This is a genomic window from Sphingobium sp. AntQ-1, assembly GCF_028538045.1.
Taxonomy (GTDB): Bacteria; Pseudomonadota; Alphaproteobacteria; order Sphingomonadales; family Sphingomonadaceae; genus Sphingobium; species Sphingobium cupriresistens.
This window is the reverse complement of the sequence record NZ_CP117158.1, coordinates 1785835-1799420: the sequence shown is the minus strand read 5'-3', so window position 1 is coordinate 1799420 and position 13586 is coordinate 1785835. Positions and strand designations below refer to the sequence as shown.

At 64.2% G+C, this 13586-nt stretch carries 10 protein-coding genes; 5 read left to right on the top strand and 5 right to left on the bottom strand.

Annotated features, from left to right (window positions below; translation table 11 throughout):
• Positions 1-34: 34 nt before the first annotated feature.
• The 4 genes from trbB to sphantq_RS08945 all read right to left on the bottom strand — a co-directional run bounded on the left by trbB (position 35) and on the right by sphantq_RS08945 (position 3898).
• Positions 35-1021 carry a P-type conjugative transfer ATPase TrbB gene (gene trbB / locus sphantq_RS08960; RefSeq protein ID WP_272800113.1) on the bottom strand — a complete coding sequence of 329 codons (987 nt, stop codon included), beginning with the start codon at positions 1019-1021 and terminating at the stop codon, positions 35-37.
• On the bottom strand, positions 1018-1428 hold the full coding sequence (locus sphantq_RS08955; RefSeq protein ID WP_272800112.1) for a CopG family transcriptional regulator: 411 nt from the start codon (positions 1426-1428) through the stop codon (positions 1018-1020). Before sphantq_RS08955 ends, trbB begins: the two co-directional genes overlap by 4 nt.
• Before the next feature lie 2 nt (positions 1429-1430).
• On the bottom strand, positions 1431-3473 hold the full coding sequence (locus tag sphantq_RS08950) for a conjugal transfer protein TraG (RefSeq protein ID WP_272800211.1): 2043 nt from the start codon (positions 3471-3473) through the stop codon (positions 1431-1433).
• A 107-nt stretch (positions 3474-3580) separates the two neighbouring features.
• The gene (locus tag sphantq_RS08945) at positions 3581-3898 is read right to left on the bottom strand and encodes a hypothetical protein (protein ID WP_272800111.1); all 318 of its coding nucleotides are present in this window, start codon (positions 3896-3898) and stop codon (positions 3581-3583) included.
• Here sphantq_RS08945 and sphantq_RS08940 point away from each other — a divergent pair.
• The 5 genes from sphantq_RS08940 (at position 3884) to sphantq_RS08920 (ending at position 11850) form a co-directional block, all read left to right on the top strand.
• The gene (locus sphantq_RS08940) at positions 3884-4597 is read left to right on the top strand and encodes a HEPN domain-containing protein (protein ID WP_272800110.1); all 714 of its coding nucleotides are present in this window, start codon (positions 3884-3886) and stop codon (positions 4595-4597) included. The two genes, sphantq_RS08945 and sphantq_RS08940, sit on opposite strands and share 15 nt — an antisense overlap.
• Before the next feature lie 251 nt (positions 4598-4848).
• Positions 4849-5511 carry an RNA polymerase sigma factor gene (locus sphantq_RS08935; protein ID WP_272800109.1) on the top strand — a complete coding sequence of 221 codons (663 nt, stop codon included), beginning with the start codon at positions 4849-4851 and terminating at the stop codon, positions 5509-5511.
• A gap of 1 nt (position 5512) precedes the next feature.
• Positions 5513-6508: a FecR family protein gene (locus tag sphantq_RS08930; RefSeq protein ID WP_272800108.1), complete on the top strand. Its 996-nt coding sequence runs from the start codon at positions 5513-5515 to the stop codon at positions 6506-6508.
• A gap of 183 nt (positions 6509-6691) precedes the next feature.
• Positions 6692-9604, top strand: a complete 2913-nt coding sequence (locus sphantq_RS08925) for a TonB-dependent receptor (protein WP_272800107.1) — start codon at positions 6692-6694, stop codon at positions 9602-9604.
• An 8-nt stretch (positions 9605-9612) separates the two neighbouring features.
• Entirely contained in the window at positions 9613-11850 is a 2238-nt protein-coding gene (locus sphantq_RS08920) for an alpha/beta hydrolase family protein (RefSeq protein ID WP_272800106.1), read from the top strand.
• Here the strand turns inward: sphantq_RS08920 and sphantq_RS08915 are convergent.
• Positions 11835-13583, bottom strand: a complete 1749-nt coding sequence (locus sphantq_RS08915) for an asparagine synthase-related protein (protein WP_272800105.1) — start codon at positions 13581-13583, stop codon at positions 11835-11837. The genes sphantq_RS08920 and sphantq_RS08915 overlap by 16 nt on opposite strands.
• Positions 13584-13586: the final 3 nt, after the last annotated feature.

Genomic DNA, 13586 nt, shown 5'->3' with positions numbered 1-13586 from the left:
TGGGAAGGCGAGTCAGTTGGGCACGGGTCATGGATCAGATCTCCTTGTGTCTGGCGGTGGGAAAGGCGGTGAGCGCGTAGGTGCCGGTGTCGGGGTCGAGTCCGGCGACGCGTGCGATGGTCGAGACGCGGCGATCGATGCCGCGCCCGGAGATGAATACGACGATGTCGATGGCTTCGGCGATCAGCTGGCGTGGCACGGTGACCACTGCTTCCTGCACGAGCTGCTCGATCCGGTAGAGCGCGGCGAGCGCACTGTTGGCATGGACCGTCGCTATCCCGCCCGGATGGCCGGTATTCCACGCCTTCAGCATGTCGAGCGCTTCGGGACCCCGCACCTCGCCAACCACGATCCGATCGGGGCGCAAGCGCATCGTAGAGCGGACCAGCTCGGTCATCGATACATGTGGCGGCCGCGTGCGCAGCGCCACCGTGTCGGGCAGCGGACATTGCAGCTCGCGTGTGTCCTCGATCAGGATCACGCGGGCGTCGACCCAGGCCATCTCGGCAAGGAGCGCGTTGGCGAGTGTGGTCTTGCCAGAGCTGGTGCCGCCGGCGACGAGGATATTGTAGCGCTGGGTTACCGCAGCGCGCAGCGCGTCCGCCTGCGCCTCCGACATCAGCCCGTCAGCGACATAGTCATCGAGCGTGTGGAGCTTCTGCGCCGGCTTGCGGATCGAGAAGCACGGCGCCGACGACACGGGCGGCAGGACGCCTTCGAACCGCTCGCCTGCGCGGCCTTCGATATGCGGCGGTAACTCGGCCGAGATGATCGGATGCTCGGCATGGACTTCGGCGCGGGCATGGCTCGCCACTAGCCGGATGATCCGCTCGACCTGTTCGGGTTCGATCCGTACATCGGTATCGGTGCGGCCCTCGCCAAGTCGATCGAGCCGCAGCGCGCCATCGGGATTGACCATGATCTCGACCACCAACGGGTCGCGCATGGCCGAGGCGATGTCAGCACCTAGCGCGGTGATCAGCATGCGCCGGCGACGCTCGGCGGAAGGACCGGCGCTCATGCGGCGTCGTCCGACGTACCAAGCGTGCGACGCCCGGTCGAAACCTGCCGACCAACCTGGGTGACGAAGGCTTCGAACCGCTTCGCGCCGAGCGCACGGCCCGCATGGTCGTTCTCGGCGAGCGGCGTCTGGATCGCGAGCTCGAAGCGGATGAACAACGCCAGCGACTCGAGAATGACGTAGGCGTCGCGATCGACCCGGCCGATCGCCTGGGTCAGCCGGTCGAGCCGGATCGCGAACCGATCCTCCAGTTCGGAGGCGCCGCGGCGATTGAGCCATGCGGTGACCGCATCGACCAGGATCGCGGACTTGCTGGCGCCAGGCTTGGCGGCGAGCGCTTCCAGCCGATCCGAAAGCGGCTTGGTCAGGAATAGCTGGTGGCGTATTTTGTCTTTGGCCTTCTCCATGGTCAGAACCCCAGCTGGAGGTCGTCGGGACGACCGGACGCCGCATCAAGGCCGTAGACGGTACGCGCAGTGCCGAGCGCCTGGGCCCGATCCATCGCGCGGCGCTCGGCGGCTTGGTCGCCATCATCTTCCCCAAGGCCGAGCGGGTCAGCGATCTCCGGCTCGACGACGACCGCCGACTCGATCTCATGCGCCGGATGGCGAGCCTGTTCGAGACCACCGGCGTCGACGCCTTCGTCACCGTCGGTGTCACGCACGAGGCGCATATCCGCTCTGCGGATCTGTCCGGCCCAGTCGTCCGGGCGAGCGACAGGAAGGTCACGATAGCCCGCGGTGTCGAGCGACGGCGCAGGCAGGACACGCGCGGTGAACCGGCGATCCTCATAATAACGCAGCTTCTTCGCGCGGATCGGGGGATGCCCCGAGATCAGCACCAACCCGTCGGTCGGCGCGAGCTGCATCACTTCGCCGGGCGTCAGCAGCGCACGCGCGGTCTCCTGCCGGCTAACCATGACATGGGCGAGCCAGGGGGCGAGCCGGTGGCCGGCATAGTTGCGCATCGCGCGCTGTTCAGTGGCGGTACCTAGCGTGTCTGAAATCCGCTTGGCGGTGCGATCGTCATTGGTCGCGAAGGCGATGCGAACATGGCAGTTGTCGAGGATGGAATTATGCTCGCCATAGGCTTTTTCGATCTGGTTCAGGCTCTGGGCGATCAGGAAAGCGCGCACCCCGTACCCGGCAAGGAAGGCGAGGCTTGTCTCGAAGAAATCGAGCCGCCCGAGCGCGGGAAACTCGTCGAGCATCATCAGCAAACGGTGGCGGCCCTTCGCTGCCTCGCCATTCTTGCCAACGCCCTGGAGTTGCTCGGTCAGCCGACGGCCAACCTGGTTGAGGATCAGGCGAATGAGGGGCTTGGTGCGGCTGATGTCCGAGGGTGGGACGACGAGATACAGCGACACCGGGTGGGCTGCCTCGACGAGATCCGCGATGCGCCAGTCGGATGCCCCGGTGACGGCTGCAACGGTCGGATCGCGATAAAGGCCAAGGAATGACATGGCCGTCGACAGCACGCCCGAGCGCTCATTCTCACTCTTGTTGAGCAGTTCGCGCGCCGCCGAAGCGACGACTGGATGGACTTGCGGGCTTTCCTCGGTTCCAAGATGGTTGGTCGCCATCATCCGCCGCAGCGTCGCGGCAAACGAGCGCTGTGGATCGGACAGAAAGGTGGCCACGCGGGCGAGCGTCTTTTCTTCCTCTGCGTAGAGAATGTGGAGGATCGCGCCGACGAGCAGGGAATGGCTGGTCTTCTCCCAATGATTGCGACGTTCAAGCGCACCTTCGGGATCGACGAGGATATCGGCGATGTTCTGGACGTCGCGGACTTCCTCAGCACCCCGCCGTACTTCGAGGAGGGGATTGTAGCGCGCCGAACCCGCATCGGTCGGATTGAACAGCAGGCAGTGCGAGAAGCGCGCCCGCCAGCCGGCGGTCAGCTGCCAGTTCTCGCCCTTGATGTCATGGACGAGGCAAGAGCCGGTCCAGGACAGGAGGGTGGGCACAACAAGACCGACCCCTTTGCCCGAGCGGGTCGGGGCGAACGCCATGACATGCTCGGGGCCATCATGCCGCAGGTCTTCGTGGCCGAACCGACCAAGCGTAACCCCTCGTTCGTCGAGCAGTTTAGCAGCCTTCACGTCCTTGCGGGTGGCCCAACGCGCCGAGCCATAGGTTGTAAGGCTGTTCGACTGGCGCGCTCGCCACAGCGAACCGAATACCGCCGCGCCGCAACCCAGAAACCCGCCAGCCGCCGCAATCGCGCCTGCCTTGTCGAAGATGACCGGTGCATAGGCATCGAACGAGAACCACCAGGGGAAGATGGCCCATGGATGATATACTGGATGATCAAAGGCGGTAAACCATGGCGGCCCTAGCTCCGGCTGATAGGCCAGTTGCGCTGCCGCCCATTGAGTCGCCGTCCAGATCCCAAGCGTGACGATCGCCAGCACGACGAGCATCTGCCCGATAAGGAGCTTTGTAGGGGTCATGCGAACATCCTCCACCCGCGCTGGCCGGAATGGCACTGCAGGACTGGACAAATTGTCCCTGAATTTCGCTTCGAGCGTCAGGCGCGCGCTGATGTCACAATGGGCCTTTACGGTGCCATCGCCGCTTTGCGCGCCATGTTGGCCTTGCGCTTCTCGGGTTCAGCGGCGATGATTCCCCCATGACAGCCGCTCTCAAGACCGACCTTGCGCATCTTCCCGCCAGGGCAAGGCGCGACCTTGCGCAGGCGGTCGAGATATTGCGCGAGGAATTTGCCAAGCGCACCGCCACCAGCAACGCGCCGCACATCCGCGACGGACGGATACTCAAAATCATCCTGTTCGGATCCTATGCGCGCGGACGGCAGGTGATCGATCCGGTCGGGCGCTATTTTTCCGACTATGACATCCTCGTGATCGTCGATCATGACGATCTTACCGATGCCGCGGACTATTGGACGCAGGCCGAGGACCGAATGGTCGAGATGCTGACCCGGCGCTTCTGGCCCCAGCCTTTGAACCTCATCATCCACAGCCTCGAGGACATCAACCACCAGCTAGAGCGCGGCCGCTACTTCTTCATCGACATCGTGAAGGAGGGCATCGCGCTGTTCGAGGAGCCGGGTTTCCCATTGGCGGAGCCGGTCCCGCTCTCCGAGGAGGAGGCACGGAAGGAAGCATTATTCTATTTCGACGATGACTTTCCAGGAATCGATAGAGCCCTTAAACTTGCTGCCTATGCTAAAGCCGAAGCTTCAGCGGCTGCGCCTCTGAAAGAGCAAGCGAAATGGCGCAATGAAGCGGCGTTCAATCTGCACCAAGCAGCTGAGCGGGCCTATTATTCCATCCTGCTGGTGCTGAAGCTGTACCGGCCCAAGTCGCACAACCTCAACTTCCTCTCGCAACGCTGCGAGCAGCTCGATGCCCGGCTGATCGGCATCTGGCAGCGCGACACCAAGCAGGGCAAGCGCTGCTACGAACTGCTGCGCGCCGCCTATATCAAGGCCCGCTATTCCGACTTCTACAAGATCACTGATGAGGAACTCGACTGGCTGACGGCGCGCATCCGCGAATTGCAGGCGCTGACCGAAACGATTTGCATCGAGCGACTGGGCTCGTTGCACTGAGCCATTGCGCTATGCAGACTCCGGGCTATCGTCATCGGCGGTGCCGTGAATAAGCCGGGCTTCGTGCCGGGGAGGGGCGTGGCAGCATGGTCCCCATGCGTCCGGCCAAAAAGCGGGCTTCTTGCATAGAGGTTCCAACACCCACCCCTCCCCATTATCGCGCATTCCGATTGGGGCTTGATCCCGGCCTGCAAATGATCGAGCCTTGCGCCGCCCTTCGGACAGACCGGGGCAGGGGCGTGGAATCCCCTATGCAGATGAAGGACGCCGCAGGTTCTACCATGGTGTCTTGCAGCTCGTGCGCCATATTTGCGCGCGGGTACGATCGCGCGTGGATCGATTCCGCCGGCGTCAGGGCCGACCCCTTTTTGTGGAAAGGGAGACGTCCCATGCCAGCGCCCGACATGCGCTCCGGGCCTCGCGCGCAGCGCACATCCTCGCCGGTCGAGACCTGGGTCGAGCGCGATGGGCAGTGGCTGCATCGCCTGCTCCGCCGCAACCTTCGTCTGTCAGCCGCAGAGATCGAGGACATCGTCCAGGAGACTTGGCTGCGTGTGCTGCGCGCGCCGCCTGCCGAGGTCGCCCATCCCCGCGCCTTTCTCTCACGCATCGCGCTCAATCTTTTTCGCGACGGGCACCGGCGCGAAAAGCTTCGCCGCGAGAAGGCGCATCTCCTCGCGGCTAATGATATCACAGCAGTCCCATCCCAAGCCCTTCACGAGCAGGAGGCAGACCGCCTGCTCGAGCAGATCATCACCGACCTGCCCCAGCCCCTGCGCGATGTTTTCGTGCTCAGCCGGTTTCGGCGGATGACCAACCATGATATTGCCACGCATCTGGGGATTTCAGTGAAGACCGTCGAATGGCGCATGGGCAAGGCGATGGAGCAATGTATGACAAGGCTCCGGGGCTAGCATGACGAACGACGAAGACGCCCTCGCGACCGAGCGTCGGGCGCAGGCTGCGCAATGGTACGCACGCCTCAAGAGCCTTCCCGTCTCCAAAGGTTCGCTCGAGGCCTTTTTCGAATGGCGCCGCGACCCTGCCAATGCCCAGGCCTTCGCCGAGGCGGAGCAGCTTTGGGGCGACGCGGGCCGGATCGGCGCACGCCCGGCCATGTTGCGCCTGACGCAAGAGGCCATGGCGCGCGGCATAAAGTCCAAGCCTCATCGGCGCTGGCCCTGGATTCCTGCGCTCATGCTAGCGGCGGGTGCGCTCGTCCTCGCGCTCCTGTTGGCGAACTGGCGCATGTTCGAACCATCTCCGGAAACTCAGGTTGCCACAGCCATCGGAGAGCGTCGCAGCCTCGCCTTGGACGATGGCTCGCAAGTCGAGGTCAATACCGACTCGCAACTCGACGCGAGACTGGAGAGCGATGTTCGCCAGGTGCGGCTCAATCGTGGAGAAGCGCTCTTTACGGTCGCCCACGATCCTGGTCGTCCCTTCATCGTCACAGCAGGCAATGTCAAAGTTCGCGCGATCGGCACGCGCTTCGATGTCCGTCTTGACGAGGGTGAAACTCGCGTCTCCCTGTTCGAGGGTGGGGTCGAGATTAGCATGCCCGGCCGTCCACTCGTGCAACTGCGCGCGGGACAGCAATGGCGCTCGAATGCCCGTACCCTACAAGCAGTCCGCAATGTCGAAGCGGACAAAGCCCTGGCCTGGACACAGGGGCGGTTGGTCTTCGACGCGACGCCGCTGGGCCAGGCAGTAGACGAGATCAACCGTTACAGCGCCCGCAAGCTAAGACTCGCAACGCCAGCGCGTGCCGACGATGTCATCAGCGGATCGTTCAAGACCGGCGACACGGCTGCCTTCGCCAAGGCGGCCTCTGCAATGCTGGGGCTTTCCGTCGAGCAGCGTGAGGACGGCGGAATGACGTTGCGCGAGATGGCCCACCCCAAAGGCTGAGTTTTTTTCAGTCCGTGCCAGGGTGACCCCCACCCCCGCGCGTCCCTTGATTGAAGGGGCGCCGATGGGACGCTTCCGCGTCGGCTTGTGCCGGAGCGCAAAGGGGGAAAGACTAAGGGTATGGGAAACAGCGGAATATATTTCGGCCGGGCGCCATATATCATCGCGGTGGCCGTGGCAGCCATGGCTGCGACACCCGTCTCCGCACAGGTGGACAGGGACTTCGATATCGCTGCCGGACCGCTTTCCGAAACCCTGGTACGCTATGCAGCGCAGTCGGGCGTTCAGCTCATCTATCCGCCCTCCCTCGCGGTCGGCCGCAAGGCTGCGCCCTTGCGCGGCCGCTTTTCGGCGCGCACTGCCCTCGAGCGGCTCCTTGCCGGCACTGGCATTACCGCCCAAGAGGTAGAGCCTGGCATCGTCATGCTCGTCGCTGGCCCTTCAACGCGGGCGAACGCCACGCAGACAGACGCTATGGCTTCTCCTGCGGGAAGCGAGATCGTCGTCACCGGTTCGCTCATCCGCGGCGCGCCTCCATCCGCTTCGCCGACCCGTACCGTCAGTCGCGCGGAGATGAAACGCAACGGCTATGGCACGATCGCGCAGGCCCTCCAGGCGCTGCCGGGCAATTTCGCTGGGCAAGGTAGCGAACAGGCCGCGCTGTCCTTCGCCGATCGGTCGGGCAACAATGCCAGCCTTGCTTCGGGCGTGAACCTGCGGGGCCTCGGGCCGGATGCGACGCTCGTCCTCGTGAACGGGCGACGCGTCGCAGGGGCGGGCCTGCTCGGTGACTTCGCAGATATTTCGAGCATTCCGATGAGCGCGCTCGACCGGGTCGAGCTGGTCACCGATGGCGCTTCGGCGCTTTATGGCTCCGATGCCGTTGCCGGGGTGGTCAACATCATCCTCAAGACAGATTTCGATGGCTATGAAAGCGATGCCCGGCTCGGCCGTGTGACGAGCGGTCATGCTCGCGATCTCCAGCTTTCGCAGACCGCTGGCACGCAATGGACGGGCGGCTCCGCGCTGATCTCCTATGAGTATCAGCGCCGCGTGGGACTGCGCAGCGCCGACCGCCGCTTTGCCCGCTCCGCCGACTCCCGCCCCTTGGGCGGGAGCGACCATCGCTACCCCTATAGTCTTCCCGGCAACATCTTCGGCTTCAGTCCGGACGGGGCTTTAGTGCCTGCCTTTGCCATTCCGATGGCACAGGAGGGGGCTGCCCTCGCTCCAGGCGATTTTCTTGCAGGTGCCGTCAACCTCGAGAATTTCCGCGAAGGCTCGGACCTCTCGCCCGACCAGAGACGACACAGCGTCTATGCGCGCGCACAGCAATCGCTTGGGGACGGCATCGACCTGTCGCTGGAAGGCCGCTTTGCCCATCGTCGCTTCGACAGCCGGACGTTCGGTTATGCCACCATCCTGAGCATCACCGACGCCAATCCCTGGTTCGTCTCGCCGACTAGCCAATCCTCCGACCTCATCGGCTATGCCTTTACTCGGGAGCTCGGTGCCACCCGGACGGCCGGGTCTGCACGCAGCCTCAGTCTCACTGCGGCGCTGGACATTGAGCTGGGCGCGGGCTGGAAGCTTGCCACCTATGGCGCCTTTGCAGACCAGCGCGATGTAAGCCGGACCGATCGCATCGCCAACGAATATATCCTTGCCGAGGCGTTGGGCGCCATCCCGGACGATCCGCAGACCGGCTATTCGCCTTCAGTCGAGGGCTATTTCAACCCCTATGGCAATGGGATGGCCAACGGCCGCGCCATCCTAGACGCAATTAGCGGCTTTACTGACATCCGTTCTCGCTCACGCATCTATACCGGCGACCTGCTTGCTGATGGTCCGCTAGCTTCACTGCCCGGTGGCACGGCACGGCTTGCGATCGGCGGCAATGTCCGCCGCGAGGAATTCGCCACCCGGTCGATGAATTTCGTCTTTTCGCCCCAGCCAGAGGCAGGAACGCCTGCTGACTATGCGCGCACGATCTGGGCAGGATTTGCCGAGCTCAATCTCCCGCTTTTCGGGCCAAACAATGCCCGCCCGGGCCTGGATCGGCTGGAGCTGTCCGCTGCACTGCGCACCGAATATTATGATGATGTGGGATCCACCACCAATCCCAAGATCGGCCTGCGCTGGGTGCCGTCAGACGGGATCACGTTACGGGGCAGCTGGGGGACATCGTTCCGCGCGCCAAATCTGCGGGAACTGGGCGCACCCGCAGCCGTCAGTCAATCCGTGTTGCCCGACGCCAACGGCAATCAACTCATCGTCCTCCAGCGCAGCGGCGGCAATGCCGACCTCGCGCCTGAAAAGGCGCGAAGCTGGACCGTGGGGCTCGACCTTGAACCGCGTTCCCTTGCAGGATTCAGGGCGAGCCTCACGGCTTTCCAAACGATCTTCAGCCGACGAATCGACTTGCCCGCGCTGCGCAATTTTTCACGGGCACTTGTGGATACTAGCCTCGCGCCCTTCGTCCAGTTCGTGACTCCCGCCAGCAACGCGAGCGACCGTGCGCTGGTCGAAACGCTGCTCGCACAGGCGGGCGGAGTTGGCAGCACGCCGGTGGACGCGATCGCCGCGATCGTCGACACGCGCTATGTCAACACGGGTCGGGTCGATGTGGCAGGTGGCGATCTTGATCTGGCCTATTCTTTCACCCGTGGCGGTGATCGCTTTACCCTTGGCCTCAGCGCCACCTATCTAGCGCGCTGGCGTGAGACATTGACCCCCACGGCGCCAAGCTTTGACCGTCGCAACGTGGCTGGCCGCCCCGTCGATCTGCGTGGCCGAATAACCGCGGGCTGGAGCCACGGGCCCTTCGATGCCCTTGTCGGCGTCAATCATGTCAATCGCTATCGCGACGAGGCCGGACGCCGCATCAAGGCCTGGACGACGGTAGACTTGCGCGTCGCTTACGCCCCAACCGGGGAAAGCGGCGCGCTCGGTGGTCTCTCTGTGTCGCTCGTCGCCCAGAATCTTCTGGACCGTGCGCCACCCTTCTATGACGCGACGACCGGCGCAGGCTATGATGGCGCGAATGCGGATGCGACCGGCCGCTTCCTGGCGCTCGAAATCAGCAAGCGCTGGTAATCTGAGGCATGCGTATTATGTCTGGCTGCCTCGCCCTGTTGGCGATGCTCTGCGTTCTCGGGCCTCCGCTTGCCGCCAGGCCCTATGGGCTCGACGACCTCCTTCGGCACGAAGAGGTTGGGCAGGTCAAGGTTGATCCGACCGGCCGGTGGCTCGCCTTCGAAAGGCTCGACGCCATCGTCGAGACTGGACGTCCCGATCGCATCGGACTGTCCCATCTTCTTCGCGCCCGACTTTTTGTCGTAGACCTCAAGCAACCAGGCGTGCCGCGCCCGTTGCTGCCCGACACCATGCCGCCCGGCACCATCATCCTGGGCTTTTCGCCGCGCGGCACGCAACTCGCCGTGGCACGGCTCGAAGGCCAGCGGTTCCGTCTCGGGCTCGCCACCATGACGTCGGGCGCGATCGATTGGCTGCCTCATGCGCCAAGCTATGACGGATTTCACCAGGTCCTGGCATGGCTGTCCGAGGATCGGCTGCTGCTGCTGGCAGAGGATGGCACGGTACCCTGGGCCCTGGAGCGGGACATTGCACCTGATCGCGTGCGTGCAAAATGGGACGCAACGGCGGCAGGGAGACTTGCCGTAACAAGCTTGGGAAGCGGGCGCTATCTGGAGGTCGCCGCGCGACCGAAACAACAGCTCCTGCTGCTCGACACGCGCTCGGGAGCGGCAAGACAGCTTGCACGAGGTCATTTCAACCAGATGCTGGTCGCACCGGATGGCAGGTCCGTCGCCCTGATCGAACAGGCGCGCCCGCTTCAGCCTTCGGCCAAGTCTGCGGTACGGGAGGACGAGGGTTTCTTCGCTCGGACCCTGCTTCTCGTCGACGTCCGGTCCGGTCACAGCTGGTCACCCTGCCCCGAATGCAATCTGCGCGGCGACCCGCGTTGGGGAGATGCGGGTCGCGCGATCGCCTTTCTTTCCGACGAGGCGAATGGTCTTGCTGCCCTGATCGCCAAAGTGGACGTGCAATCCATTCACCGTGTCGCGAGCACCGAGCGGAAGTACGGCGCCACCTGCCCGCTGAGCCTGGATGAAGGCGTGCCCGCCGCCGCCCGCTCTTCGCTCGCGGCGGGCGGGGTCACGCCGCAATGGGAAGCGCCAATCCATTGCCCATTACCTCAAGGCAATGACGCGCTTGTCTGGAATTCTGTGCCCATGGTCACGGGGAAAGTCGGCGTGTCTGCCCGACTGGATGGTCTCGGCTTCGTGCGCTTGCCCGGTCTTGGCCGGGACGACGTCGCGGAAGTCGCAGCGATCTGGCTAGGATCGCGAGCGCCCGGTTCGCTTCTTCGCTTGCGCGCCCCATCTGGCGAGACACGTCTCCTGCTCGCCGACCGCGCTGGCGTGCACGACCTGATGACGCTCAACCGCCATATGCGGGACGTCGAGCCCGCGATGAAGCGCCCGCTCGATCATCGCGCCGCCGACGGGACGCCGGTAACGAGTTGGCTGGTCCTGCCGCCCGGACATAGGACCGGACCAGCGCATCCGCTGGTCGTCATTCCCTATCCCGGCCAGATCTTCACGCATGCCCCGCCCGCTGACCAGCAGGTGAGCGGTGAGCGCCCCTATGCCAATGCCCAGTTGCTGGCTGCCGCCGGTTTCGCCGTTCTGCTGCCCTCGCTGCCAATGCCGTCCCAACTTCCCGACACGGGCTTTTCCTTTGCGGAGGCGATCGCGCCAGCTCTTGGAGCAGCGCTCGGCTCGGGCTGCTGCGACGCTGCTCGCGTCGCGCTTTGGGGACATAGCTATGGTGGCTATGCCGCCGCGATGGCCGGATCGGAGGGGAAGAATGACTATCGCGCCATCGTTGCCTCGGCTGGCCTTTATGATCTGGCTGGTACGGTCGGCACCTTCGGGCCTAGCATGCGCATCGCACCTGAACGTGGCGTCTGGATTGCCTCGGCCTATGCCTGGGCGGAAGCCGGACAGGGGCGCATGGGTAGCGCGCCGTGGGACGCTCCGATGCGTTATGTGGCAAATAGTCCGGTATATCGTGCGGATCGTATTCGTACGCCCATGCTCCTGATCGCCGCCGACCGCGACTTCTCGCCGTTGGGGCAGACTGAGCAGCTTTTTTCCGCCCTGTTCCGCCAAGGCAAGGATGCACAACTCGTCACCTATTGGGGCGAAGGCCATGTCGTCGCCAGCCCCGCCAATCTCGCCGACCTCTATCACCGGGTGCTTGCCTTTCTTAGGGACAATCTCCGGCCCGGCCCCGCCGCTCATGACGGACCTTGACCTAGCCGGGCCTGCCAGGCCTGCATCCAGCGCTCGATCTCCAGCATGGTGAGAAGCTCACTATAACAATCTTCGCGCATCAGATAATCGGTATCGAGCACCTGCTCCAGCGCCGCGGGGTCGATAACGCCTGCCTTTGCCAAAGCGCCCTCGAGCAGTTCGATTCGCAGCGTCTCCACACTCATAGCGAGGATGCGGCCGAAATAGCCAGACAGCGCCCCCTTGCCCGGGCGCTCGATGATTGCAGCTGGCAGCCGATCGGCAAAGGCGGCGCGCGCAAGCGCCCGATCCCGCCGCCCGTCGGTCAGGACCATGATAGACTGGCCCAGCGCATATTCGACCAGAGGTTGCGACAGCAGTGGGTGGATGACCTGAAGCGCGGCGCTGCAATGGCTAGGCCCGAAGGCGCTGCGATCGCCCGCGATGGCCGTTACCTGCATCTGCTTGGCTGGTGAGAGTCCATCGAGACGCCCTGGCCAGCGCATGGAGCGCAGCGGCCCGTCGAACGTGGCGAAGCGGGATGGCCGGGAGTCGCTCTGCCGTTTGCCCCATCCCGGGAAGCAGGCCTGTCCGATCACCCGCCAGATCGGACTTTGCGTCCAGCGCGCCAGTGCTTCCAGCCTGGCTCTGCTTCGAAACTGTCCTTGCGCCCAGGGTTCTGCGGCCACTTGCGCCGTGGGATGTTGGAAGAACAGTGCGTCGCCACCCCGTCCCGTCAGTAGCAAGGCTGCGCCGATTGTGCCTGCCTCCTGGGCCAAGCGACGGTCATGAAAAAAGCTGCCGGCACCGATGCCCGGCCTTATGCCGGTTCGGTGGCTTGCGGGCGGGTCTGCTTCCAACGGCTGGAGGGCGAGCGGGATTTCCAGAGCATCGATATCGAGCCGCGCGGCAATCGCCCGGCTGAAGCGACGTTCGTCGCCGCTCAGCGTGTCGCTGAAGAAGGTGAAAGCACGCTCGATGGGGAAACCAGCCTTTACCGCGCTCGCCGCCACGATGGCCGAATCCAGCCCCCCGGAGAGCTCCAGCACTGCCGGACCGCCATGGGAATTCCAGGCTGCCAGGCAATCGTCAACCATTTGGGCAAGCGCATCGGGGTGGGCTTGACGCGCGTCCCGGCGGCAAAAGTCGTGCGGCACCCAGAGCCGTTCCATTTTCTGCGCCGATCCAAAAAAATGCGTCAGCGTCCCCGGATCGAGGACGGTGAGCCCCGTAAGAGGCTTGGCTTCCGCCGCCGTTGCCGGATAAGCGACGAGATGCGCCACGGCGTCCTGATCGACGGCGAGTGTTTCAGGCGGGAAGAGCTTGAGCCACTGATCTGGATCGCTGGTGAGGAACCGTATGCCCTCATGTTCCCAGGCGACGCAGTCGCGCATTCCCATGGGTTCGGTCAGCACGCTCAAGGCGTCGTTCTCTTCGGGTGCATGACGAATGGCGACATAGCTGCCCCAACAGCGTGACAGCATCGTGCGGCACCAGGCGTCAAACCCCGCCACCGTTTGAGCGACGGAGACCGGCATGACGCCTGCCCTGCCTCCGCCGCTGAAGACATGGCCCAGGATGTAGGTGCCCGGCGCGATTTCCTCCAATCGGTCGTCGAAGCCTGCAACCAGCAGCCCAGGCCGTAGGATCAATTTGTCCTGATTCTTGCGATCGATCTGGTCTTTTACCCTGGCCACGACATGCTGCGGGGCTTCCCTGTCAGGCGACCACTGGAGAATGAGATAACCGCCCATCCG